The organism is Streptomyces sp. NPDC048018, assembly GCF_043202995.1.
Taxonomy (GTDB): Bacteria; Actinomycetota; Actinomycetes; order Streptomycetales; family Streptomycetaceae; genus Streptomyces.
Window position 1 is genome coordinate 87,516 of sequence record NZ_JBIDBK010000012.1, and the last position, 24,088, is coordinate 111,603.

Annotated in this window: 18 protein-coding genes; 14 read left to right on the forward strand and 4 right to left on the reverse strand. The window is 74.4% G+C overall.

Translation table 11 applies throughout. The features are described 5' to 3' along the window. Positions 1 to 82: 82 nt before the first annotated feature. A complete protein-coding gene (locus tag ACGF1Z_RS32405; protein ID WP_393009629.1) occupies positions 83 to 889 on the forward strand; it encodes an SGNH/GDSL hydrolase family protein in 807 nt (268 codons plus the stop codon). A 4-nt stretch (positions 890 to 893) separates the two neighbouring features. Here the strand turns inward: ACGF1Z_RS32405 and ACGF1Z_RS32410 are convergent, their stop codons facing one another. Beyond that, positions 894 to 2,459 carry a serine/threonine-protein kinase gene (locus ACGF1Z_RS32410; protein WP_393009631.1) on the reverse strand — a complete coding sequence of 522 codons (1,566 nt, stop codon included), beginning with the start codon at positions 2,457 to 2,459 and terminating at the stop codon, positions 894 to 896. 275 nt (positions 2,460 to 2,734) lie between these two features. Here ACGF1Z_RS32410 and ACGF1Z_RS32415 point away from each other — a divergent pair, with 275 nt between their 5' ends. Continuing rightward, the gene (locus tag ACGF1Z_RS32415; protein WP_393009633.1) at positions 2,735 to 3,007 is read left to right on the forward strand and encodes a hypothetical protein; all 273 of its coding nucleotides are present in this window, start codon (positions 2,735 to 2,737) and stop codon (positions 3,005 to 3,007) included. A 404-nt stretch (positions 3,008 to 3,411) separates the two neighbouring features. Further along, a complete protein-coding gene (locus ACGF1Z_RS32420) occupies positions 3,412 to 3,597 on the forward strand; it encodes a hypothetical protein (RefSeq protein WP_393009635.1) in 186 nt (61 codons plus the stop codon). Between the two features lie 10 nt (positions 3,598 to 3,607). Here ACGF1Z_RS32420 and ACGF1Z_RS32425 read toward each other — a convergent pair whose 3' ends face one another. The 3 genes from ACGF1Z_RS32425 to hmgA all read right to left on the reverse strand — a co-directional run bounded on the left by ACGF1Z_RS32425 (position 3,608) and on the right by hmgA (position 7,104). Continuing rightward, positions 3,608 to 4,828, reverse strand: coding sequence for a type ISP restriction/modification enzyme (locus ACGF1Z_RS32425; protein WP_393009777.1), 1,221 nt, complete (start codon positions 4,826 to 4,828; stop codon positions 3,608 to 3,610). Between the two features lie 142 nt (positions 4,829 to 4,970). After that, positions 4,971 to 5,720 (reverse strand): GntR family transcriptional regulator, encoded by a 750-nt coding sequence (locus tag ACGF1Z_RS32430; RefSeq protein ID WP_393009637.1) that lies wholly within the window; start codon positions 5,718 to 5,720, stop codon positions 4,971 to 4,973. A 49-nt stretch (positions 5,721 to 5,769) separates the two neighbouring features. Continuing rightward, the gene (hmgA, locus tag ACGF1Z_RS32435) at positions 5,770 to 7,104 is read right to left on the reverse strand and encodes a homogentisate 1,2-dioxygenase (RefSeq protein ID WP_393009639.1); all 1,335 of its coding nucleotides are present in this window, start codon (positions 7,102 to 7,104) and stop codon (positions 5,770 to 5,772) included. Positions 7,105 to 7,287: 183 nt separating this feature from the next. On the opposite strand from hmgA, the gene ACGF1Z_RS32440 reads away from it, so the two are divergent. The 11 genes from ACGF1Z_RS32440 (at position 7,288) to ACGF1Z_RS32490 (ending at position 24,063) form a co-directional block, all read left to right on the forward strand. Beyond that, complete coding sequence (locus ACGF1Z_RS32440; protein ID WP_393009641.1) at positions 7,288 to 9,657, forward strand: right-handed parallel beta-helix repeat-containing protein; 2,370 nt, start codon at positions 7,288 to 7,290, stop codon at positions 9,655 to 9,657. A 374-nt stretch (positions 9,658 to 10,031) separates the two neighbouring features. After that, complete coding sequence (locus ACGF1Z_RS32445) at positions 10,032 to 10,805, forward strand: hypothetical protein (protein WP_393009779.1); 774 nt, start codon at positions 10,032 to 10,034, stop codon at positions 10,803 to 10,805. After that, positions 10,802 to 12,103 (forward strand): hypothetical protein, encoded by a 1,302-nt coding sequence (locus ACGF1Z_RS32450; RefSeq protein ID WP_393009643.1) that lies wholly within the window; start codon positions 10,802 to 10,804, stop codon positions 12,101 to 12,103. Before ACGF1Z_RS32445 ends, ACGF1Z_RS32450 begins: the two co-directional genes overlap by 4 nt. Before the next feature lie 77 nt (positions 12,104 to 12,180). Further along, positions 12,181 to 12,711 carry a DUF6584 family protein gene (locus ACGF1Z_RS32455; protein ID WP_393009645.1) on the forward strand — a complete coding sequence of 177 codons (531 nt, stop codon included), beginning with the start codon at positions 12,181 to 12,183 and terminating at the stop codon, positions 12,709 to 12,711. 108 nt (positions 12,712 to 12,819) lie between these two features. Then, on the forward strand, positions 12,820 to 13,482 hold the full coding sequence (locus ACGF1Z_RS32460) for a TetR family transcriptional regulator (protein WP_393009781.1): 663 nt from the start codon (positions 12,820 to 12,822) through the stop codon (positions 13,480 to 13,482). Positions 13,483 to 14,155: 673 nt separating this feature from the next. Then, positions 14,156 to 16,420 (forward strand): molybdopterin-dependent oxidoreductase, encoded by a 2,265-nt coding sequence (locus tag ACGF1Z_RS32465; RefSeq protein WP_393009647.1) that lies wholly within the window; start codon positions 14,156 to 14,158, stop codon positions 16,418 to 16,420. 121 nt (positions 16,421 to 16,541) lie between these two features. Beyond that, the gene (locus tag ACGF1Z_RS32470) at positions 16,542 to 18,008 is read left to right on the forward strand and encodes a CitMHS family transporter (protein ID WP_393009649.1); all 1,467 of its coding nucleotides are present in this window, start codon (positions 16,542 to 16,544) and stop codon (positions 18,006 to 18,008) included. Between the two features lie 191 nt (positions 18,009 to 18,199). Continuing rightward, a complete protein-coding gene (locus tag ACGF1Z_RS32475) occupies positions 18,200 to 18,859 on the forward strand; it encodes a hypothetical protein (RefSeq protein ID WP_393009651.1) in 660 nt (219 codons plus the stop codon). Between the two features lie 157 nt (positions 18,860 to 19,016). Beyond that, positions 19,017 to 19,679, forward strand: coding sequence for a class F sortase (locus ACGF1Z_RS32480; RefSeq protein ID WP_393009783.1), 663 nt, complete (start codon positions 19,017 to 19,019; stop codon positions 19,677 to 19,679). 1,799 nt (positions 19,680 to 21,478) lie between these two features. Continuing rightward, entirely contained in the window at positions 21,479 to 22,870 is a 1,392-nt protein-coding gene (locus ACGF1Z_RS32485) for an aldehyde dehydrogenase family protein (protein WP_393009653.1), read from the forward strand. A 113-nt stretch (positions 22,871 to 22,983) separates the two neighbouring features. Beyond that, positions 22,984 to 24,063, forward strand: a complete 1,080-nt coding sequence (locus ACGF1Z_RS32490; protein WP_393009655.1) for a Zn-dependent alcohol dehydrogenase — start codon at positions 22,984 to 22,986, stop codon at positions 24,061 to 24,063. Positions 24,064 to 24,088: the final 25 nt, after the last annotated feature.

Below are 24,088 nucleotides of genomic sequence, written 5' to 3' on the forward strand. Positions count from 1 at the left end.
CACTTTTGACATGAACACTTCCGGCGCGCCGGATCCGCTGCTACTACCTGGTAACGCAGAGATCCTGCTACAGGGAGGTTCCATGAGACTGTCCCGATTCACGGCGTTTTCGTCCTCGCTCCTCCTCGGCGCCGTCCTCGCCCTCGCCGGGGCGGGAGCCGCTCAGGCCGCCGACACCGCCGCACTCGACTACGTCGCCCTCGGAGACTCGTACTCCTCGGGTGTCGGCTCCGGCAGCTACGACAGCGCGAGCGGCGACTGCAAGCGCTCCACCAAGGCGTATCCCGTCCTCTGGAAGAACGCCCACGCCCCCTCGTCCTTCGCGTTCACCGCTTGCTCGGGCGCCCGAACGGGTGATGTCACGGCCAATCAGCTCGGCCCCCTGTCCACCGCCACCGACCTGGTGTCTCTCACGATCGGCGGCAACGACGCCGGTTTCGCGGACGTCATGACGACCTGCGTCCTGCAGTCCGAGTCGACCTGTATCAACCGCGTGAATCAAGCCAAGAGCTACGTCGACACGACCCTGCCCGGCAAGCTCGACGCGGTCTACACGGCCATCAGGAACAAGGCTCCCAACGCCCGTGTGGTCGTCCTCGGCTACCCCCGCTTCTACCAGCTCGCCGGAAGCTGCATCGCCGGCCTGAGCGAGAACGAGCGCAGCGCCATCAACGGCGCCTCCGACTACCTCAACGCGGCGACCGCCAAGCGCGCCGCCGACCACGGCTTCACCTTCGCGAGCGTGGTCCCCTCCTTCACCGGGCACGAGATCTGCTCCAGCTCGGCGTGGCTGCACAGCGTCAACTGGCTCAACATCGGCGAGTCGTACCACCCCACCGCCTCCGGACAGTCCGGCGGCTACCTGCCGACCTTCAACGGGGCGGCGTAGCGGATCAGCCCGGGGAGGCGGTCCCGCTCGAAGGCGTCGCGGTGGTCGGCGGCGCCGACGGCGAGGCCGTCTCCTCGCAGTTCACCGTGAAGGCGACCCAGTTGGACCGCCGCGCGACCGGCGCGCGCACCTCCAGGCGGATCCGGTCGCGCACCGCCGCACCCGCCGTGTACCCCGTCTGCGTGCGGGTCAGCTGCTGCTCCGTCGCACCGCCCCCGGGGAAGTCCAGCGTCTGCCACCCGGCGTCCCCGCCCTCGCCGCTCTCCGTCGCCCAGCGGTACGACACGGTGGCCGGCGTCCGGTCCACCGTGACCGTCGCCGTGAACGCCGGGGCCTCGCCCTCCGGGGGCGGACACGATCCCCGATAGCCGTCCCGCACCGCTCGGACGAAGAGGAGGACCGAGACCGGCGGAGTCGTCGTCGCCGTCGGCGAGGCGCTCGTGGGCGCCGTCGTCGGCGGGGGAGTGGTGGGCGCCGTCGTGGACGCGCCCGTCGTGACCGGCGGCACCGGGGGCGGCTCGTCGGAACCGGTGTCCCGCAGCGCCGCGTACGTCAGCCCGCCCGCCACCACAAGCAGGGCCGCGATCCCGGCGAGCAGCGCGCCACGGCGCCGCCTGCGGGGCTCGGCCTCCCCGGGTGCCGGCACCCGGGCCGTCGGGCCGGGACCCACCGGCCCGCCCGGCCCTCTGTCCTCCGCGCCGGCACCGTCCGCCGGCAGCGGTGCGAACGGCGTCGTCGCCGGCAGCGTCCCGGTGCGCGGACGGCCGCCCGCGCCGATCAGCCGCAGCTGCTCCTCGGCCGCGTCCGCCGAAAGGCGCTGCTCCGGGTCCTTGCGCAACAGCGCCTCGATCACCGGGGCCAGGGGGCCGGCGTGCACGGGCGGCGCGGGCTCCTCGTCCACGACCGTCCGCAGGGTGTCGAGCGCGGTCTCCCGCCGGAAGGGCGAGACGCCTTCGACGGCGGCGTACAGCAGCACGCCCAGCGACCAGAGGTCGGCCGCGGGCCCCGGGGTGTGCCCCAGCGCGCGCTCCGGCGCGAGGTATTCGGGGGAGCCGACGAGCTCGCCGGTCATGGTGAGCGGGGAGGTCCCCGCCACGGCCGCGATGCCGAAGTCGGTGAGCACGGCCCGGCCGTCGTTGGCCAGCAGGACGTTGGCCGGCTTGACGTCCCGGTGCAGCACCCCCGCCGCGTGCGCGGCCCGCAGCGCGGCGAGCACGTCGACGCCGATGTGAGCGGCCCGCTGCGGTGGCAGCCGGCCCTCCGCCTCCAGCGTCTCGGCCAGGGTGAGCCCGCGGACCAGCTCCATCACGATCCACGGGCGTCCGTCGTCCAGGGCCACGTCGTAGACGGTGACGACATTGCGGTTCGCGATCCGCGCGGCGGACCGGGCCTCGCGCTCCAGGCGGGCGTACAGCCGCTCCCGGTCCTCGGTGGGCAGCCCGGCCGGCGCCCGGACCTCCTTGACCGCGACCTCCCGTCCCAGGACCTCGTCCCGCGCCCTCCAGACGGTGCCCATCCCGCCCTCGCCGAGCACGTCGAGCAGCCGGTATCGACCCGCGATGAGCGTCATCCGTCCACGGTAGCCGAGCCCGGCCGGATTTGGTGGCGGAGATCACACAGGGTCGAAGGCCCCCTGGTGGGGAACGCGCGTGCAGGATGGTTCATGACGGTTCGACAGGTGTTCGATCGCTGTCCAACTCACCCTGGAATCAGATGGATTCGGACAGTGATCGTCAACCCCCGTACACAGACGGTGAATCCTGCGGCCGGAATACACGGGTGTCGTAGCGGGGCGATAGGGTTAACCTGCCCGGGCCGGGTGCCCTCGTACGGGTGGGGAGTGACATGGAACAGATAGCAATGCGCAGCAGGCCGCGAGTGCCTGCCATCACCTGCGGGAGCAGCGCGACCAGTTCGCGGCTGGACCGCCATCTCGCGGTGCTCGGCGGTCCCGCCGTGCCCCAGCGCGAGGCGGCCGAGGCCACGCTGCTGATGCGGGAACTGACGTCGCGGACGCGGGAGGTGCCGGTGCACGGTCACCGCAGCCGCAGCTCGCGGGTCTCGCTCTTCGCCCCGTTGCGCCGACTGCGCCGCTCGCTCTTCGGCAGCCACGGCTGACGGGCCGTCCGGGCCGGGCACCCGCGTACCCCGACGCACCACCCCGCCCGCACCCGCTCGGCCCCTGAGCTCCCGACCGCCCGCCGGACGTGTCCCCGCCCGTCCGGCACTTCTCCTGACCCACGGCACCCGGTGTTCCGCCCGGCGCGGTGCCGGGTGCGGGCGTCACGCCCGACCCTCGCCGGAGCGCACAGCGCGATCAGCGCCGGCGATCCGCGCCGGCGATCAGCGCCGCCGAGCAGGGCGAGCACCCCGGCCGCCCGGTGCGCGACCGGCCGGACCGCGTCCACCGGCACGGGCGCGTTCCCGAGCAGCTCCCGCACGGCGGCCGTCACCGCCGAGACCGGAATCCCCTCCGCGATCGTGCGCAACCGGCCGGGCATCCCGTGGGCCGGGAGGTGCGCGTGGGAGAGCGGCGGCGGCAGGACGCGGCGCTGCCCAGCCCTCCGGCCGCCTCCTCGCTCCGTGAGGCGAGGCGCAGCGGGATGCCCACCCCGGTCGTCCCGGAGCGGAACGGCAGCGGACCGACGGCGCCGAGCGCCTCCACGATCGCGCGGCTGCTCGACTCCTCCGCCCCGCCCAGCGCCTGACCGGTCCCCGTCAGAGGAGCATGAACTGCCCCTCGGGGCCCTCCTCCTGATGATCGAGGACAGAAGCGGGCCGGCGGGCCCCAACCGGCACCGGCAGCACCCCCGCCTCCCGCAGCGCGCCGCGGGTCACCCCGGCCGCCGTGGCGCGCGCCGTGAGCGCCGCGCGCTCCGGCTCGCGTTCCGCGAGCAGGGCGAGCACCGTGATCAGTTCGAGCAGCTCCGACGTCCACTCCTGCGGCCAGCCGGCCGGCCCGATCGCCTCCAGGCTGCCCGGCTCGGCGGGCGCGGTCCGGTGTGCGAACCACTGCTCGAGCATCCGCACCCCGCCGACCTCGAACTCCCACGCGGCGGCCGGCACCGGCGAGATGCGGCCCTCGTCCAGGCTCAGCACCTCCTCGTCCGGGTCGTACGTGAGCGCGATCGGCCGGGCGGGGACCGCCGCCCGCACGTAGGGCCTGCGCCCGCCCGGCAGACGCGGTCGCGTGCCGCCCCGGGCCCCGCGCAGCTGCACCTCGACGAGCTCCCGGCCGAGCGCCACACCCGCCGCCCACACCTCCCCGTCCGCCGGAAGCGGCACCCGGCAGCCCGCGGGCGAGGGCAGCGCCACCGCCACCGCCCAGGCCGGCAGGTCCGCGGGGTCGACCTCGTACCCGTACCGCGAGCTCAGCAGCGCCGGCAGGCCGGGCGCCAGATTCGGCTCCAGTCCGCCGGGCCGGCGGAACAGCGGCCGGATCCGTCCCGGCCGGCCCGCCGGGGAGCGCCCGTCCGGCAGCGCGGCCGTCACCAGCAGCGCCGGGCCGGCTGCCCCCGGCACGTAGCCCTGCTCGACGACGAACAGCTGCCGGTCGTCGGCGACCCGCCACAGCTCGGGCCGCGCGGTGTCGATCAGCCGGTGGTCGGGCAGCAGCCACTGCTCGTCGAACGGCCCGTGCGCGAGCCGCACCGGCTCCGGACAGGGCCCCGGCTCCCGTGCGAGCCGCACGGTCCCGGTCCGCTGCCCCGGCAGCGCGGCCACCGAACTGCCCGGCGTCCGCGCCCGGGTGGGCCGGAACAGTGCCTCCCGGTCCGCCCCCTCGGCCGCGACGAGCCGCTCCCAGCGGGCCCGCAGCGTGCGCGCGTCCGGCGCGACGATCCAGGCCCGCCCGAGCCGCAGCGGTGCCACGGACCAGGGCATCAGCTCGTCGAGCAGGGGCAGGTCGTCGAGCACCGCTTCTTCCGTCACGCCCCGCATGCTAGTGAGCACGGCGGGCGCCCCTCCACCGTCGTGGGAAAGGACCGGCGCCCGGAAAGCCGGTCACCCCCCCGCCGCCGAGCCGGGGCGTCGCCGGGACCGGTGGGGGAGAGACGGCGCCGGCCCCGGTCGGGGCCGGGGGTCACTGCGCTTCCACGGTCACCGTGAAGGAGAAGCGGTCGCCCCGGTAGCGGATCCGGGCCACGTCGACGACCCGGCCGTCGGCGTCGTAGGTGACGCCCGTGTAGTGCAGGATCGGGGAGAGCAGCGGCACCTGGAGGAGGCTCGCCGTCTCCGGGTCCGCGAGGCGGGCCTCGACGGTGTCGGTGATCCGGCTGATCCTGACGCCCACGACGTCGCGGAGCACCTTCGTCATCGGCCAGCGCTCCAGATCGGCCGGGTCGATGCCCGCGGCGACCTCGGGGAGCACCGCGTTCTCCGCCCAGTTGGTGGGCTCGCCGCTCTCGCCGTCCGCGCGCAGACGGCGGAAGACCGCCACCTCCGACGCGCCGGGGAAGTACTCGGCGAGCTCGCCGGGAACCGGCTCGGTGCCGTGGCCGAGCACGGTGGTCCGCTCGCCGGACTGCTGGGCCACGATCGCGTCGATCGAACCGAGCAGCCGGCGCGGACTGGAGCGCCGGGCGCCCGGCTCGATGAAGGTGCCGCGCCGCCGGTGCCTGCTGATCAGGCCCTCCTCCTCCAGTTCCTTGAGGGCCTGGCGCATGGTCAGCACGCTCACGCCGTAGTGCGCGGCGAGCTGCTCCTCGGTGGGCAGCCGCAGTGAGGCGTCGGGGGTGCGGCCCAGTATGGAGGCGCGCAGCGACTGCGAGACCTGATACCAGAGCGGAAGCTTCCGGTTCAGGACCAGCGAGTCCGGAGCGAAGGCGGTCACGGCTCTCCCCACGACGACTACGAGACACCCGGCCGGATGCCACGGGTGTTCACGGCCGGAAATGGCGCTCCAGACCCTGCCACACGTCGTCGTAACCGCGCTGCAGGTGGTCGGCACCGGCGGCCTGGGCCGTGGCGGTGACCGGCCAGCGGGTCTCGAACATGAAGGCCAGGCCGTCGTCGATCTTCTGCGGCTTCAGCTCGGCGGCACTGGCCTTGTCGAAGGTCTCCCGGTCGGGGCCGTGCGCGGACATCATGTTGTGCAGCGAGCCGCCGCCCGGCACGAATCCGCCCTTGCCGGCGGTCTTGGCGTCGTACGCGCCCTCGATGAGGCCCATGTACTCGCTCATCACGTTGCGGTGGAAGTACGGGGGCCGGAACGTGTCCTCGCCCACCAGCCAGCGCGGGGCGAAGACGACGAAGTCGACGCCGGCGAGGCCGGGGGTGTCGGAGGGCGAGGTGAGCACCGTGAAGATCGACGGGTCGGGGTGGTCGTAGGAGATCGTCCCGATGACGTTGAAGCGGCGCAGGTCGTAGACGTACGGGGTGTGGTTGCCGTGCCAGGCGACCACGTCCAGCGGGGAGTGGGTGTAGGTCGCGGACCACAGGTTTCCGCAGTACTTGTTGACGACCTCGACCGGGCCCTCGACGTCCTCGTACGCGGCGACCGGCGCCCGGAAGTCGCGGGCGTTCGCCAGACCGTTGGCGCCGATCGGGCCGAGGTCGGGCAGCTGGAACGGGGCGCCGTAGTTCTCGCACACGTAGCCGCGGGCGGTCTCGTCGAGCAGCTCCACGCGGAAACGGACGCCGCGCGGGATCAGCGCGACCTCGCCGGGACCGGCCGCGAGGTCGCCGAGCTCGGTGCGCAGCAGCAGCCCGCCGCGCTCGGGCACGACGAGCAGCTCGCCGTCGGCGTCGCTGAAGACCCGCTCCATGGACGCGTTCGCGTGGTAGAGGTGCACGGCCATGCCGGCGCGCTGCGTGGCGTCACCGTTGCCGCCGAGGGTCCACAGGCCCGCGAGCCAGTCCGTGCCGGGCGCCGGGTCCGGCAGCGGGTCCCACCGCAGCCGGTTGGGATCGGGCACGGTCTCGGTGAAGGGCGCGGAACGCAGGGCGCCGTTGTCGATCCGGGCGAACGGCGGATGCGCGGCCGAGGGCCGGATCCGGTAGAGCCACGAGCGCCGGTTGTGCGCCCGCGGCTCGGTGAAGGCGCTGCCGCTCAGTTGCTCCGCGTACAGGCCGAGCGGTGCCCGCTGCGGCGAGTTCCGCCCGTCGGGGAGGGCGCCCGGAACCGCCTCGGAGCTGTGCTCGTTGCCGAAACCCGTGCTGTAGGTCAGCGCTTCGGCCGTCTTTCTCGCCCGTTCCGCGTTGGTCTCCGCGTTCATCGCGTGCTCCTGTCCTGACGCTCACAACAATCCTATGCATGACCGTAGGATTCCGCTCCCGCTCCCGTCAACGGTGACTTTCCGGGCTCTTCCCCCTCTTTCCTGGGCCCTTCCGCGGATGCCTTGGACGTGGTGCGTGCACGGGGGGTTCCAAAAGATGAACAATGCTCTACTCTCACGCGCATGTCATGGACCCGTCGGTTCCTTCTCGCGCTCCCGGTCGTGCTCGCGGCACTCGCCGCCGCCCTGTTCACCGCCCCCGCCGCCCAGGCGCACGAGGAGCGGCCCGTCACCCTCCCCGACGGCTCCGGCAGCGTCCCCGTCCTGCGCACGGGAGAGCCCGACCTCCTCGTGTGCAAGAGCGACCGGGGCGACTTCGCCCGGCGGATCGCGGGCTTCCCGGCCGACCTCAAGGCCCGCAACCTCGCCCTCTACGCCCGCTGCCAGAAGCAGGGCTACCGCCACCTCCAGCAGGCCGTCGACGCCGTGCACCGGCCCGGCATGACCATCGCGATCCTGCCCGGGCTCTACGAGGAGGAGCCCTCCCTGCCCGCGCCCACCGGCGCGTGCGCCGCGCTCAAGGCTCCCGACTCGGCGCTCGGCTACCAGATCCTCAGCTACGAGCAGCAGCTCCAGTGCCCGCACAACCAGAACCTGGTCGCGATCCTCGGCAAGGAGAACCTCCAGATCGAGGGCACCGGAGCCTCACGCCTCGACGTCGTCATCGACGCCAGGTACGCCAAGCTCAACGCCATCCGCGCCGACAAGTCCGACGGCATCTACTTCCGCAACTTCACCGCCCAGCGCACCACCTTCAACTCGCTCTACGTCCTCGCCGGCGACGGCTTCGTCATCGACGACGTGCTCACCCGCTGGAACGACGAGTACGGCTTCCTCACCTTCGCCTCCGACCACGGCCTCTACAAGAACTGCGAGTCCTACGGCAACGGCGACTCCGGCATCTACCCCGGCTCGGCCTCGGACATCAACGACGGGCGCGGCTACGACGTCCCCCGCCCCTCCATCGAGATCACCGGCTGCCGCAGCCACCACAACATGGTCGGCTACAGCGGCACCGCCGGGGACTCCGTCTATGTCCACGACAACGAGTTCGACCACAACATGGGCGGCGCCTCCATGGACTCCGCCTTCCCCGGCCACCCCGGCCTGCCGCAGAACCACGCCCGCTTCGAGCGGAACCTGATCCACGACAACAACCAGAACTACTACCCGAACGTCGCCGACGGCACCTGCGCCAGGCCGCCCGTCGAGCGCGGCTACGAACAGGGCGTCGTCTGCCCCCAGATCTCCATGCCGCCCGGCACCGGCATCATCACCGCCGGCGGCAACTGGAACCTCTACGAGAACAACTGGATCTACGGTCACCAGCGCTCGGCCTTCTTCCTCAGCGCCGTCCCCGCCTTCATCCGCGGCGAATCGGCGTGGGGCAAGCAGACCGACACCTCCCACCACAACCGCTACGCCGGCAACCACCTGGGCGTCGACCGCGACGGTACCCGCCGCCCCAACCGCACCGACGTGTGGTGGGACGGACAGGGCAGCGGAAACTGCTGGCAGCGGGACGCCGACGCCGCCACCCCCTACGCCCTGCCCGCCTGCGGATCCCGCTGGGGCGAGGTCTCCGGCAACACCCGCCGGCTCGTCGGCGAACCCGTCAAACTCGCCCAACTCCTCGTCTGCGCCGACTACAACGTCCAGGCCCGCCGCCTGCCCGCGGGCTGCGACTGGTACGGCGCGCGCGGCATCCAGCGCGTCGAGACCCAGCTCACCCTCGGCACCGCCGCCGTCCTCGCCCTTGTCGGCACCCTCCTGTGGTGGCGCCGGCTCCGCGACAACCGCTGGGCGGGCGCGGCCACCGCCCTGGGGCTGCTCGGCCTGGCCCTCGACGTCACCGGCTCGACCCTCGCCCTGACCCCGACCCTCCTGCCCGCGCTCGCCCTCCTGCTGACCGGCCTGTGGTGGACGGTGCTCGGCCTCGCCCTGCGCCCGCACCGCCGGGTCTTCGCCTGGACCACGGTCGCCCTCGGCGTGCTCACCCTCCTCGACGCCTTCGACAAGGCGGTCCTGATGATCCCCTGGATCCCACTGAGCCCTGCCTGGGTCCGCGCACTCCTCGCCGTCGTCTGGGTCCTGTGGGCGGTGATCGTCGCAGGCACCCACGGCCCACAGGCAGCCCGGACCGCGCAGGGTGGCCCCGACGGGGAGGGCGGCTCGGATGCGGAGGGCCCCGGCGGGGGCGGTGGCACGGAGCAGGGCGGTGTCTCGGTACCGGGCGCGGGCTCGGTACCGGGCGTGGGCTCGGAACCGGGCGGTGGCACGGAACCGGGTGCGGGCTCGGAACCGGGCGTGGGCTCGGGCTCGGCCCGGGACGACAATGCCGGCCCGGATCGGGAGACCGGCGCCGCCAGGGGTCCAGGCGCCGACGTGGGCTCCGGCCCCGCCAAGGGGTCAGCCGCCGACGTGGGCTCCGCCCCTGTCATGGGCGCAGGCGCCGACGTGGGCTCCGCCGCGCCCGCCGGCGGTGCCGCGTGACCGCCCGGCGGCGAGGCGGAGCGGGCGCCCGGCGACGGGCCGGCGTCCGCCAGGCGGCCGTCCGTCTCGCGGCCTTCCGCCCGGCTGCCCTCCGGGGGGTCGCCTTCCGGCCGGTCGCCGGCCTTCGGGAGCGGCGTCGCCCGGCCCTCGGTCTTCGGGCGCGGCGCCGCCTGGACGTCCTCCGTGCGGTCGGCTACCGCCCGGACTTCGGCCTTCGGGTGCGGCGCCTCGCGGTCGCCGGCCTTCGGGCGCGGCGGCGCCTGGACGTCCTCCGTGCGGGCGCCCTCCGCCCGGACGTCGGCCCCCGGCCCCCGCGCCGCCCTTCCGCCCGCCGCCCCGTCGTCCGCACCGCGGCCGTGCTGCTCGCCCTGGTGATGGGCGCGCTCGCGGTCGCCGGCTGTGGCGGGCGGCCGACGACCCACCACAAGCCGGGGACCAGCCACCAGGAGGCGACCGGCGGCAACGGCCGCCTCCTCGCGACGAAGGACAGCACCGGGCACCGCCTGCGCGAGGTACCCGCGGACGGGGCCCCCGTCGTACGGTTCGAGGCCCGGCCGGACAGCGAGGGCGGCTGGAACGTCCACCTCCTGGTGGAGAGGTTCCGCTTCACTCCCGAGAGCACCGGCGGCGCCGCACTCCCCGGCCGCGGCCACGCCCGGCTCCTCGTCGACGGTCGCGAGGCCGCCCGCGCCTACGGCCCCTGGGTGCACGTCCCCGCCCGCACCGGCGCCCGCACCCTCACCGCCCGGCTCCTCGCCGACGACCACACCGTCTGGGCCGTCGCCGGCCGCCCCGTGGAAGCCACCCTGCCCCTGGGCGCCGACGCGCCGTCCGCCACCACGCCGGGCACGGGCGCCCCCCGGACGACCCCGGCCGCCCCGCCGGGCGGCCGTACCCTCACGATCGCCATCTCCGGAAACTCCGTACAACCGCCCCCTTCCCGGGTCGAACTGAAGAAGGGCGAACGTCTCACCCTCCAGGTGACCAGCGACCGCGCCGACACCCTCCACGTCCACGGCTACGACCGCGAGACCGAGCTGCCTCCCGGCCGGCAGGCCACCCTCACGCTCACCGCCGACCGCACCGGCCTCTTCGAGGTCGAGACCCACGAGTCCGGACTCGTGCTGACCCAACTCGTGGTCCGATGACGGCACTCACGGCCACGCCGGCACCGCCCGGCACGCTGCTGCTCGCCCATGGCGTGGGCGCCCAGCACGACCTGCCGCTGTCGCCGTTCTACGCGTACGCCGGCGCCTTCGCCGCGCTCCTCGTCTCCTTCCTCTCGCTCGGCCTGCTCTGGTCCTCCTCCCGCTTCCACGGGGACCGCGCGGGCCGCCCGCTCCCGGCCGCCGTCCAGCGCCTCGCGGACGCGCCCGCGACCCGCACCGCCCTCCGTCTCCTCGGCGCCGCCGCCGCCCTCGCCCTCGTCCTCCACCTCCTCCTCGGGCCGGACGACCCGGACCGCAACCCCGCCCCCGGCGCCGTCTACGTCCTGCTCTGGGTCGGCCTCGTCCCCGCCTCCCTCCTCGCCGGACCCGCCTGGCGACTCCTCAACCCCCTGCGCGCTCTGCAGGCCGTCCTCCCGGCACGCCGCCCACCCCGCCCGATCCCCGCCGGCCTCGGGATCCGGCCCGCGGCCGCCGGTCTCCTTCTCTTCACCTGGCTCGAACTCGTCGCCCCCGACCCCACGGCCACTCCCGTCCTCCTGACGGTGTTCGCCGCCCACACCGCCGTCCACCTCCTCGGCTCGGCCCGCTACGGCCCCGACTGGTTCGCCCACGCCGACCCCTTCGAGGTCTACTCCTCCCTCCTGGCCCGGCTCTCCCCGCTCGGCCGCCGCGCCGACGGGCGCCTGGTCCTGCGCTCCCCCTTCGACGGCCTCGACGCCACCCCGCAGGCGCCCGGCCTCGTCGCCACCGTCTGCGTCCTCCTCGGCTCCACCGCCTACGACGGGTTCTCCGACAACCCGCGGTGGATCACCAGCCTCCAGACGTCACCCCTCGGCCGCACCCTCACCGCCACGCTCGGACTGCTCGCCGCCGTCACCCTCGTCGCCGCGCTCTACGGGCTGTGCGCCGGCGCCCTGCGCCTGCTCAACCGCGAACTGACCACACCCCTCACCTCCTTCGCCCACTCGCTCCTGCCCATCGCCCTCGGCTATCTCGTCGCCCACTACTTCACACTCTTCGTCACCGAAGGACCACGCACCGTCATCATGGCAGGGGGCACTGACAACGTCCCCGCACCCGCTCCACCCCTGGGCCCGGGCGGCCTCGCCACCCTCCAGGTCGCCGCGATCGTCACCGGTCACGTCCTCGGCGTCGTCGCCGCCCACGACCGTTCCGTCCGCCTCTTCCCGCCCGCGCGGGCGGTCGCCGGCCAACTCCCGCTGTTCGGCCTGATGATCGCCTACACCCTGGGCGGAATCGGCCTGCTGATCGCCTGAAACCTGCTGATCGCCTGAAGCCACCAGGACGGACAACCCGGTCGACGCTGGTCGGTGCGATATCCGATCATGCGCTCATGCCTCTGAGAGAGACCCTTGACCGAGTCGATGCGGACCTGGCCGCCGGCCGGGTTCCTGCCGCGCGCCAGCGTCTGCGTGGCCTCGTCTCGTCCTATCCCGACGACCTGGCGCTCCGTGGGCGTCTGGCCGAGGTGTACCGGCTCTACGGCGATGCCGCCGAGGCCGGACGCTGGATGTACCTCGAAGAGGACCGCGACGCCGACGAGACCGCCGCCTTCGAAGCGCGGTACGGGCCTCCCGGGCGGCGGATGAAGGCCCTCGCCTGGCGCGGCCCCGAGGCGAGGGCTGCCACCCCCTTCGCGGAGAAGCAGCTCCTCGCCGTGCGGACGGCCTGCGCCGAAGCGCTGGGGCGCTCCGTCGACTGGGACGACCCCGCCACCTACCTGGACGGCCCGGAGAGCACGGACGAGGAGGCGCCCTCCGGGCCGTGGACGGTCGGTGGGGTGCTGGCGGGCGTCGGCTGCCTGGTGGGTGCCGTCGCGTTCCTCGCGATCTGGGTGACGGGAGTCGTTGCCCTCTTCGACTGACTCGGGTCACCACAGGGCTGGTGAGGGATGCGCGCAGGAGTGTCCCTGCGGTCGGTGAGGAACCGTGCAGGAGGGGAACACTGCCTCTTCGCCGGGAGGGGCGGCATGATGGTCCCCGTGCCTCAGTCCACCCCCCGCTCGCCCGCCGCGGGCCAAGGGCCCGCGCTCCGCCGCGCCCCGGTCCAGCAGCGCAGCGCCGAACGTCTCGCCCGGATCCTCGACGCCTGCGCGGAACTCCTCGACGAGACCGGCTACGAGCAGCTGAGCACCCGCGCCGTAGCCGCCCACGCCGGCGTCCCCATCGGCTCCGTCTACCGCTTCTTCGGCAACAAGCGGGCGATGGTCGCCGCCCTCGCCCACCGCAACCTCGACAGCTACGCCGGGCGGATCGGCGCCGGCCTCGCCGCGCTGCCGTCCGTCGACGCCCTGAGCGTCATCGACACCGTCCTCGACGCGTACATCGCCATGAAGCGGACCGTGCCCGGCTTCGCCCTCGTCGACTTCGGCGTCCCGGCCGCCGGCCACGCCGATGCGGGCGACGAGGACCCCAACCATCTCGTCGCCGACCGGATCTGCGGCCTGCTGGCCACCCCGCTCGGCCGGCCCGCCGACGCGACCCTGCTGCGCAAGGTGCTCGTCGGCGTCGAGGCCACCGACGCCCTCCTCCGGCTCGCCTTCCGCGTCGACCCGGCCGGCGACCCGGCCCTGATCGCCGAGACCCGCGCGCTCCTCCACGCCTATCTCGCACCGTCGTTGGGCCAGGGCGGCTAGCCGAAACCGGGCGGCCGCGGGCCGCCCGGCCGGGCGCGCGTCTCCGGACCGGGTCTGATCTCCGGCGTGGGGCCGACCTGCCGCGTGGAATCGCCCTCCGGCGTGGGATCGACCTCCGGCGTGGGGCCGCCGCCCTGCCGCGTGGGATCGGCCTCCGGCGTAGGGCCTCGGGCCCGGGGCCTCCCGCACGGGGCTGACATCCGCCGTCGGAGAAGCCCGGCGGGGGACCTCGGGCCGGGGTCTCCGGCCCGGCGGCCGGCCTCCCGACCGCGATCGCTCTCCCCGTTCCGGCGCCACCCGACGCCCTCCGAAGCCGCAGGCCGTACGGAACGAGCCGAGCCCACCGGAACGAGCCGAGCTTTCCGAACCGGCCCGCCCCGCGCCGCCCGAGGTCTGTCGCACCTCCCTACCGGTCGGTATGCTCGCGCTACCCGCGTGCCACCGCCGCCCCAGGGAGACCACCATGTCGGAGACGTCCGTGCCGGAGCCCCTCACGGAGGTGCCCCCCACCTCGGAGCCCCTCACGGAGGTGCCCCCCGCTCCGGTGCCCCTCACAGATGTGCCCCCCACCCCGGAGCCCCTCACGGAGGCACCCCCCACTCCGGAGCCCCTCACGGAGGTGCCCCTCACTCCGGAGCCCCTCACGGAGGTGCCCCCCACCCCGGAGCCCGTCATGGCGGCCCCCGCCGTGCGAGAGGCCTCACAGGCCTCCACCGCCCTGCGCATCTGCCCCCTGTGCGAGGCGACCTGTGGCCTCACCCTCACCCTCGACGCCGGGCGCGTCACGGCTGCCCGTGGCGATCGGGACGACGTCTTCAGCCAGGGCTTCATCTGCCCCAAGGGCGCCGCGTTCCCCGAGGTCGACGCCGACCCGGACCGGCTCGCCCGCCCCCTCGTCCGGGAGAACGGCGTTCTGCGTGAGGCCACCTGGGACGAGGCCCTCGACCTCGTCGCCGCCCGCGTCCGCCCGCTGGTCGAGGAGCACGGACCGCACGCCGTCGCCATCGTCCTCGGCAACCCCAACGTCCACACGGTTGCCGGCGCCCTCTACCCGCCGCTCCTCATCGGCGCCCTGCGCACCCGCAACCTCTTCACGGCCTCCACGCTCGACCAGATGCCCAAGCACGTCTCCAGCGGGCTGCTCTTCGGTGACGCCTTCGCGATCCCCGTGCCCGATCTCGACCGCACCGACCACCTCCTGATGCTCGGCGCCAACCCCCTGGACTCCAACGGAAGTCTGTGCACCGCCCCGGACTTCCCCGGACGGCTCAAGGCGCTGCGCCGCCGCGGCGGCACGCTCACCGTGGTCGACCCCCGCCGCACCCGCACCGCCCGGCTCGCCGACCGTCACCTCGCCATCCGCCCGGGTGCCGACGCCCTCTTCCTGGCGGCCCTCGTCCACACCCTCTTCGCCGAGGAGCTCACCGACCTCGGTGACCTCGAAGCCCACCTGGTGGAGGGGAGCGTCGAGGAAGTACGCCGGGCGGTAGCGGAGTTCAGCCCCGAGGCCGTCGCCGCCGCCTGCGACCTGGACGCCGAGGCCATCCGTACGACCGCCCGCGCGCTCGCCGCCGCCCCGACCGCCGCCGTCTACGGCCGGATGGGCTCGTCGACCGTGGCCTACGGCACCCTCGGCAACTGGCTCGTCGACGTGCTCAACATCCTCACCGGCAATCTCGACCGGCCCGGCGGCGCCCTCTTCCCGCTCTCCGCCACGGCCCCCGCCCCCCGTCCCGCAGGACCCGGCAAGGGGTTCGCGCTCGGTCGCTGGACCAGCAGGGTCTCCGGTCATCCCGAGGCCAAGGGTGAGCTGCCGCTCGCCGCCCTCGCCGAGGAGATCGACACCCCGGGGGAGGGGCGCATCCGCGCCGTCGTCACCATCGCCGCCAACCCCGTCCTGTCCGCCCCCGACGGGCAGCGCCTCGACGCGGCCCTGGCCTCGCTCGACTTCATGGTCGCCGTCGACCCGTACCTCAACGAGACCTCCCGGCACGCCGACGTCGTCCTGCCCCCGCCGCCGCCCTCCCAGAGCGCGCACTTCGACTTCGCGTTCAACCAGTTCGCCGTCCGCAACCAGGTCCGCTACACCCCGGCCGCCGTCCCCCTCGCCCCCGGGCGCATGGACGAGTGCGAGATCCACGCCCGCCTGATCCTCGCCGTCTCCGGTCTGCACGGCGCCCCGCCGTCCGCCGTCGACGACCTCGCCATCGACTCGACCCTCGCCAAGGCCGTCACCCAGAGCCACTCGCCGGTGTACGGGGCGGACCCCAAGGCCGTGGCCGCCGGCCTCACCGGCACCGGCGGACCTGAGCGGCGCCTCGACCTGATGCTGCGCCTCGGTCCGTACGCCCGCTCGCACGGGCTCACCCTCGACGCGCTGCGCGCCGCGCCGCACGGCATCGACCTCGGCCCGCTCGCACCGCGGCTGCCCGGTCTCCTCAAGACCCGCAGCGGACGGATCGAGCTGCTGCCCGCGCCGATCGCCGCCGACCTGCCCCGGCTGCGCGCGGCCCTCGACTCCGTACCCGGCCCCGGCAGCCTCCAGCTGGTCGGCCGGCGCCATCTGCGCTCCAACAACAGCTGGCTGCACAACATCCCGGCCCTCACCGGGGGCTCCAACCGCTGCACGCTGCAGGTCCACCCCGAGGACGCGGCCCGGCTCGGCCTGGCGGCCGGGGCGCTCGCCCGGGTCAAGGGCGAGGGCGGGGAGATCGAGGCCGAGGTGGAGGTCACCGACACCGTCCGCCGTGGCGTCGTGAGCCTTCCGCACGGCTGGGGCCACGACCGTCCCGGCACCCGGCTCGGGGTCGCCGCGCGCCGCCCCGGAGTCAACGTCAACCAGCTGCTCGACGGCTCCCGCCTGGACCCTCTGTCGGGTACCGCGGTGCTCAACGGATTCCCCGTCCATGTCAGCCCCAGCGGATCACCCATGCCGTGACCTGGGGTTTTGCTCGTATTGCTCACGCGTCAACGTCTTGTTAACGCCGGAAGCAGGCACCTACCGTCATCCGCACCGCCGCTCTGGCGGGAGTTCAAGGGTGAACGTGAGGTGTCCTCCCATGCTGACCATCCTCGGCTTCGCCATGATCGCGACCTTCCTGGTCCTGATCATGATGAAGAAGATGTCGCCGATCGCGGCGCTCGTGCTCGTTCCGGCGCTTTTCTGCGTCGCCGTCGGACAAGGCGCCCAGCTGGGCGACTACGTCATCGAGGGCGTCGGCAAGCTGGCGCCCACGGCCGCGATGCTGATGTTCGCGATCGTCTACTTCGGCGTCATGATCGACGTCGGCCTCTTCGATCCGATCGTCCGCGGCATCCTGCGCTTCTGCAAGGCCGACCCGTTGCGGGTCGTGGTCGGTACGGCGGTGCTCGCCGCCGTCGTCTCGCTGGACGGCGACGGCTCGACCACCTTCATGATCACCGTCTCGGCGATGTATCCGCTCTACAAGCGTCTCGGGATGAGCCTCGTCGTCATGACCGGAGTCGCGGCCACCGCGAACGGCGTCATGAACACCCTTCCGTGGGGCGGCCCCACGGCCCGCGCGGCCACGGCGCTCAAGCTGGACGCGGCCGACATCTTCGTCCCGATGATCCCCGCGCTCGGTGCCGGCCTGCTCTTCGTCCTCGTGCTCGCCTACGTCCTCGGCCGCCGCGAGCGCTCGCGCATCGGCTACCTGAGCCTCGACGAGGCGCTGGCACCGAAGAGCGAGACGGTCCTCGTCGCCCCGGGTGGCGGCGCCGGTGACGGTGACGCCGGTGACGCGAACGGCCGCGCGGACGGCGACGGAGCCGCCAGGCCGGGCCCCGGCAAGGCGGGCGCCGAGGGGCCCGGTGCGGACGGGGGCGCGGATCTGCCCGCCGGAGGCCACGGCGGCGAGGAGGGCTTCCCGGGGCTCGACCCCGAGCGTGAGACCCTGCGGCCCCGGCTGTACTGGTTCAACGCCGGGCTCACCGTGGCCCTGCTCGCCGCCATGATCACGGAGCTGCTGCCGATCCCGGTGCTCTTCCTGCTCGGTGCCGCGCTCGCGCTCACCGTGAACTACCCCAGGATGGGCGAGCAGAAGGCCCGGCTCGCAGCCCACGCGGACAACGTCCTCAACGTCGCCGGCATGGTCTTCGCCGCCGCCGTCTTCACCGGTGTCCTCACCGGCACCGGCATGGTCAAGCACATGGCGGACTGGCTGGTCGGCGCCATCCCCGAGGGCATGGGCCCGCACATGGCCCTCGTGACCGGAGTGCTGAGCCTGCCGCTCACGTACTTCATGTCCAACGACGGCTTCTACTTCGGTGTCCTGCCGGTGCTCGCCGAGGCGGGAGCGGCCCACGGGGTGTCCCCGCTGGAGATCGCCCGGGCGTCCCTGGTCGGTCAGGCGCTGCACATGTCGAGCCCGCTGGTCCCGGCGGTGTACGTGCTCGTCGGCATGGCGAAGGTGGAGTTCGGCGACCACACCAGGTTCACGGTGAAATGGGCCGCGGTGACGTCCTTGGTGGTCCTGGCCGCCGGGATCCTCTTCGGGATCATCTAGGAGGCCCGGGCCGTCCGTCCGGCCCGACGCCATCGGTCCGGCCCGGGCGGCGAGCCGTGATCCGGGCGGGGCCGGACGGGTGGAAGTCGGAGGACGGCACGGCCAGGTTGCCACCCTCCGTCACGATGGGGTGACAAATAGTCAGATTATCGGGTGATTGCATCCGATGTCTGAACTGGAGGAACTCCCGCATGACCGTCAAGGCTCTCCGTCCCCTGCTGTCCACCGCCGCCACCGCTCTGGCCATCGGCTCCCTCACCCTCGGGGGCGCGCCGATGGCCCACGCCGCCCCGGGCGACAACGGCGACGTCAAGACCCACAACGTGGGCACGGACCCCAACGACCAGAGGGACGAGCCAAAGGTGTGCCGCTTCTACCTCGCCGCCTTCAACTTCGACACCCTCCAGGAAGTCGACTACTCGATCGCGCCGCAGCCTCCCAAGGCGGACGGGCCGACGCTCAGCGGTCACATCACCCTCACCTCGGGGCGGGGCCAGACCGGGGAACTCGCCCTTCCCGACGGCATGTACAAGCTCGACTGGACGTTCGTGGGCGAGAACGGCGCGGGCAAGAGCAAGGTCTTCCAGGTCGACTGCCCCACCGCTCCGCCCACCAACCCTCCGGTCACCGGTGGTGGTGACAACGGCGGCAGCGCGAGTGGCGGTCCCGGGCACCACAGGCCTCCCCACGGCCCGGTCGGCGCCGGTGGCGGCGGAGCCTCCGAAACCGCGACCCAGGCCGACGACAGCTCCGCCTTCGGCGTCGGATCGGCCGTGGCCGCGGGCCTCGCGGGCGCTGCCGGTCTGATCCTCGTCCGCCGTTCGCGCCGCCGCAACGATGGCGCCGCGTAGGCCCGTTCTCCCGCGCGGGGCGGACCCCGTCGGCCGGGTTCCGGCCTCGTCCCCGTACGAGCGGAGCCCGCGCCGGCCCCACCCGCGCGGGCCCGTCCGACGGGGACGCACCACGCGCCGGCAGCGCCGGATCCTCCGGCTCACCAGATCACTCGCCCTGACCGTGTCCCTGGTCGTCGGCGGTGTCTGGTGGGCCCAGGGGGAGGAACCGGCCGGTCCCGCGCTGGCCGCCGGCCCCACCCCACGCGGCGTCGCGGCCCCCACCGGCACCCCGAAGGAGACGCCGCGGAAGGTCTCCGCGGCCCCCCGGAAGGCCGCGGCCACACCCCGGCCGCAGCCCGCGCCCGCGCCCCTGCGCCGCTCCCGGCCCACGGCCCTCGCCATCCCCGCGATCACCATCGAGGCCCCCGTCCTGGGCCTCGACCTCGACAAGTCCGGGCAGCTCGCCACCCCGCCCGCCGACAATCCCCGCGTCGTCGGCTGGTACGCGAGCGGCGTCACGCCCGGAGAACGCGGGACCGCCGTGATCGTCGGCCACCGGGACACCCGCACCGGCCCGGCGATCTTCCTCAACCTGAACTCCCTCAGCCCCGGCAACACCCTCCGGGTCGCCCGCGCCGACGGCCGTGTCGCCGTCTTCACGGTCGACCGGGTCCGTACGTACGCCAAGTCGGCCTTCCCCGACCAGGAGGTGTACGGCACCACCGGCCGGCCCGAACTCCGCCTGCTCACCTGCGGCGGAAGCTTCGACCGCAAGGGAGGCTACGCCTCGAACATCGTGGTCTTCGCCCACCTCACCGACGTCGACCGGCAGATCTGACCGGGGCCACGCTCCCCGGATCGGGCGCATCGCGCCTGACCGGGGAGCGGCGTCACCTGCGGGGCGGGGGTGCGTGCCGCCTTGCACGCACCCGCCGCCGGAAACGGGGCTCCGCGGCGGGCGCGCGGCCGGCTCCGCACGCGCCGACCGCACCACGGAAGGTGCCGGTCGGCCGGGCTTGAGGGAGGGCTGAGGGGGTTCTGGCACAGCTCCGCTCCTGGTCCGTGGGCGCCGTCCGGCAGTGCGGCCGCCGCGGGGGCGCCGTCGGGGCGGGTGCGGACCGGCTGCGGACCGGCTGCGGTGCGGTGCCGAGCTGCGAGCGACGGCCGGGGCGCGGGTGTCCTCGCGGTCGCAGCGCCTTCTCCAGTGGCGTGGCGAGAAAATGCCAACCACTTCCGCTTCCGCGGGCCCGGCGCGCAGGATGGACGAGGAGCCGGAGAGAGCCCGCGTCCACCGCGGGAAGTCGTCCGGCGCCACCGTCACGGGCCGCTCCGCCGCAGGTGCGCCGAGCAGCCCCGCCGTCGCCCGGAACAGCCGGTCCCGCTCCTCCTCGGGGCCGCGCCCCGGCTCCGGGCGCCCCCGCCCCCAGGACGGCAGCGGGGCGGGCGGTTCGGGATGCTCCGCACCTGCCCGCTCCGCGGCCGGCCGGTCCGCCGGCCAGCCGTCCGGGGCCTCGGCGAAGCGCCGGCGCACCGTCGCACCCCGACCGAGGCGACGAGCCCCCGCCACACGGTCTCCCGCAGAGCGCCCGCGCCGCTCCCGCCCGCGCCGTTCCCGTCGCTCCTGGCGCGGTGCCCTCGCCGTCGCCCCAACCGCCTCGCCGACCAACCGGGGATCCTCCTCGGCGGCAAGATCAGCCACGACCGCCACCGGTTCGCCACGCCGGGCGAGAACGACGGCGGGCCCACCCACTGCCCTTCGTGCCGGGGCGGCGGCGCCGGCAAGCCGAGGGCCGGGGCCGGGTCCGGTGCGGGCCGTGGCGGGTGGTGGTGGCACGTCGGGGGGCCGGTCCTTGTCCCGGCCTGGGCGGGGCGGGGCGGTGGTGTCGGTGCGCCGCGCGTCGGCTCCGTCCCGGGGTGTGATCGGGCCGTCGTGTGGGCGCGTCGGGGGCGGCCGTGTCGGCATGCCTGCGGGCGGCCGCCTCCCGGGCCGGGGTGGGCAGCCGGTCGTGCCCGCGCGCCGCTCGCCGGTCCCGGTCTCGGGCACTGTCGGGTGGTGGCACGCCCGCTGTCGGTCCCTGCCCCAGCCGATACCGGGCGCGGTCATGCCGGCGCGTCAACCCGTCGACAGCCGTCCGGGCCGCGGCGGGTGCTGGTGGCATGCCCGAGTTCGGTCCCTGGCCGGGCCCGGACGGGGCGGTCGTGTCGGTGCGCCGCGCGTCGGCTCCGTCCCGGGGTGTGATCGGGCCGTCGTGTCGGCGCGTCGGGGCCGTCGTGTCGGCATGCCCGGAAACGTCCTCCGGCCGGGTGGCCCGTGGACAGGGTGGGGCGCTGGAGGCGACGATCGGGGCGTGCCGGAGAGAGGGGCCTGGCGCCGGAAAACTAACAGCGCTAGTTTGGGAGCTCCGCGATCAGCCCGGGCCGGCCCCTGCGCCACCGGGACCGGTTGCGGGACCCGGCCGCTGCCGGACCGGCCCCGGCCACCGCCAGACCCGGCCCCGGCCGGCCGTAGGACCCGGCCACCGGCCGTACGCGTCACCGCGCCCGGCCCCGGCCACCGCGTACGCGCCCGCGCGCCCGCCTCCGGACGGGCGCAGGCGCGGCCGCACCACCGCCCCGACCAGCGAGGAGAGACAGCGGATGATGGCCCACGACGCGATGTACATCGGCGGGGAGTGGCGCGCCGCGGCCTCCACGGAGACCGTCGCCGTGCTGGATCCGGCCACCGAAGAGGTCGTCGCCCACGTGCCCGCCGGCAACGCCGAGGACGTCGACGCCGCCGTGCGCGCCGCCCGCGCCGCGTTCCCCGGCTGGGCCGCGACCCCGCCCGCCGAGCGGGCCGCCCGGCTCGGCGCGCTGCGCGACGCGCTCGCCGCCCGGGCCGAGGAGATCGCCGCCACCGTGACGACCGAACTCGGCGCCCCGCCGCAGCTCGCCGCCGCCGTGCACACCGGCCTGCCGATCGCCGTGGCCGGATCCTACGCGGAACTCGCCGCGACCCACCCCTTCGAGGAGAAGGTCGGCAACTCGACCGTCTACTCCGAGCCGGTCGGCGTCGTCGCCGCGATCACCCCCTGGAACTACCCGCTGCACCAGATCGTCGCGAAGGTCGCCCCGGCCCTCGCCGCCGGCTGCACGATCGTCCTGAAGCCCGCCGAGGACACTCCGCTCACCGCCCAGCTCTTCGCCGAGGCCGTCCACGCGGCGGGTGTCCCGGCCGGTGTCTTCAACCTCGTCACCGGCTTCGGCGCGGTCGCCGGACAGGCGCTGGCCGAGCACCCCGACGTCGACCTCGTCTCCTTCACCGGTTCCACCGCCGTGGGCAGGAAGATCGGCGCTCTCGCCGGCGGGGCCGTCAAGCGGGTCGCCCTGGAGCTGGGCGGCAAGTCCGCCAACGTGATCCTGCCGAGCGCCGACCTCGGCAAGGCCGTGGCCGTCGGCGTCGCCAACGTCATGTCCAACTCGGGCCAGACGTGCAGCGCCTGGACGCGGATGCTGGTCCCCGCCGACCGGTACGAGGAGGCGGTCGAGCTCGCGGCCGCGGCGGTCGCCAAGTACGTCCCCGGCGAGCGCGTCGGACCGCTCGTCAACGCCAAGCAGCGGGACCGGGTGCGCGGCTACATCGAGCAGGGCGTCGCCGAGGGCGCCCGCATCGTCGCGGGTGGCCCCGAGGCCCCGCGCGAGAGGGGCTACTACGTCGCCCCCACCGTCTTCGCCGACGTCACCCCGGAGATGACCATCGCCCAGGAGGAGATCTTCGGCCCGGTCGTCTCGATCATCCGCTACGAGGACGAGGCCGATGCCCTCGCCATCGCCAACGGCACCGTGTACGGGCTCGCCGGCGCCGTCTGGGGCGAGCCGGAGGAAGCCGTCGCCTTCGCCCGCCGCATGGAGACCGGCCAGGTCGACATCAACGGTGGCCGCTTCAACCCGCTGGCCCCGTTCGGCGGCTGGAAGCAGTCCGGCGTGGGCCGCGAGCTCGGAGCGCACGGCCTGGCCGAGTACCTCCAGACCAAGTCCCTGCAGTTCTGAGCCGTCGGCGGTACGGCTCACGCCGTCCCGAGCCGTCACCGTAACGACTTCTGCCGTCCCCGGCCCCGCCGTCCCGAGTCCCCGCAGTGCTGAGCAACCGAGGAGACACGAGCGTGATCCGCGCCGCCGTCCTGCCCGCCGTCGGCTCTCCCCTGGAGATCACCGGCATCGAACTGCCCGAGCCCGGCCCCGGCCAGGTGCGGATCCGGCTCGCCGCCGCCGGCGTCTGCCACTCCGACCTGTCGCTGTCCAACGGCACCATGCGGGTCCCCGTGCCCGCGGTCCTCGGCCACGAGGGCGCCGGCACGGTCGTCTCCGTCGGCGAGGGCGTCACCCATGTCGCACCCGGCGACGGCGTCGTCCTCAACTGGGCGCCCTCCTGCGGCAGCTGTCACCCCTGCACGCTCGGCGAGGTCTGGCTCTGCGTGAACGCGCTGGCCGGCTCCGCGAACGTGTACGCCCGCACCGAGGGCGGCACCGAGCTCCACCCCGGGCTCAACGTCGCCGCCTTCGCCGAGGAGACCGTCGTCGCGGCGAACTGCGTACTGCCCGTCCCCGACGGCGTCCCCCTCACCGACGCCGCCCTCCTCGGCTGCGCGGTCCTGACCGGCTGGGGCGCCGTGCACCACTCCGCCCGGGTGCGCGAGGGCGAGACCGTCGCGGTCTTCGGGGTCGGCGGGGTCGGTCTCGCGACCCTGCAGGCCGCCCGGATCGCCGGGGCGTCGACGATCGTCGCCGTCGACGTGTCGCCCGAGAAGGAGGCCCTGGCGCGGGCCGCGGGTGCCACCGAGTACGTCGTCGCCTCCGAGACCACCGCCAAGGACATCCGGAAGCTGACGGGCGGCCACGGCGTCGACGTCTCCGTCGAGTGCGTGGGCCGCGCCGCCACCATCCGCGCCGCCTGGGACGCCACCCGGCGCGGCGGCCGGACCACGGTCGTCGGCATCGGCGGCAAGGAGCAGCAGGTCACCTTCCACGCCCTGGAGATCTTCCACTGGGGCCGCACGCTGTCCGGATGCGTCTACGGCAACTCCGACCCGGCGAAGGACCTCCCGGTCCTCGCCGGGCACATCCGCGCAGGCCGCCTCGACCTGAGCACCCTGGTCACCGAGCGCATCACCCTGGAGGGCATCCCGGGCGCCTTCGACAACATGCTGGCGGGGAAGGGCGGCCGCGCGCTCGTCGTCTTCTAGCGAGACGCCGGGCGGTCCGCCGCCC

Bases quoted from the DNA above. Each gene is read 5' to 3' on its own strand.
- ACGF1Z_RS32475 (WP_393009651.1), top strand. From the start codon at position 18,200: ATGACCGTCAAGGCTCTCCGTCCCCTGCTGTCCACCGCCGCCACCGCT.
- ACGF1Z_RS32410 (WP_393009631.1), bottom strand. From the start codon at position 2,459: ATGACGCTCATCGCGGGTCGATACCGGCTGCTCGACGTGCTCGGCGAG.
- ACGF1Z_RS32415 (WP_393009633.1), top strand. From the start codon at position 2,735: ATGGAACAGATAGCAATGCGCAGCAGGCCGCGAGTGCCTGCCATCACC.
- ACGF1Z_RS32445 (WP_393009779.1), top strand. From the start codon at position 10,032: ATGGGCGCGCTCGCGGTCGCCGGCTGTGGCGGGCGGCCGACGACCCAC.
- hmgA (WP_393009639.1), bottom strand. From the start codon at position 7,104: ATGAACGCGGAGACCAACGCGGAACGGGCGAGAAAGACGGCCGAAGCG.
- ACGF1Z_RS32425 (WP_393009777.1), bottom strand. From the start codon at position 4,828: ATGCGGGGCGTGACGGAAGAAGCGGTGCTCGACGACCTGCCCCTGCTC.
- ACGF1Z_RS32485 (WP_393009653.1), top strand. From the start codon at position 21,479: ATGATGGCCCACGACGCGATGTACATCGGCGGGGAGTGGCGCGCCGCG.
- ACGF1Z_RS32465 (WP_393009647.1), top strand. From the start codon at position 14,156: ATGGCGGCCCCCGCCGTGCGAGAGGCCTCACAGGCCTCCACCGCCCTG.
- ACGF1Z_RS32405 (WP_393009629.1), top strand. From the start codon at position 83: ATGAGACTGTCCCGATTCACGGCGTTTTCGTCCTCGCTCCTCCTCGGC.
- ACGF1Z_RS32460 (WP_393009781.1), top strand. From the start codon at position 12,820: ATGGTCCCCGTGCCTCAGTCCACCCCCCGCTCGCCCGCCGCGGGCCAA.
- ACGF1Z_RS32455 (WP_393009645.1), top strand. From the start codon at position 12,181: ATGCCTCTGAGAGAGACCCTTGACCGAGTCGATGCGGACCTGGCCGCC.
- ACGF1Z_RS32440 (WP_393009641.1), top strand. From the start codon at position 7,288: ATGTCATGGACCCGTCGGTTCCTTCTCGCGCTCCCGGTCGTGCTCGCG.
- ACGF1Z_RS32450 (WP_393009643.1), top strand. From the start codon at position 10,802: ATGACGGCACTCACGGCCACGCCGGCACCGCCCGGCACGCTGCTGCTC.
- ACGF1Z_RS32470 (WP_393009649.1), top strand. From the start codon at position 16,542: ATGCTGACCATCCTCGGCTTCGCCATGATCGCGACCTTCCTGGTCCTG.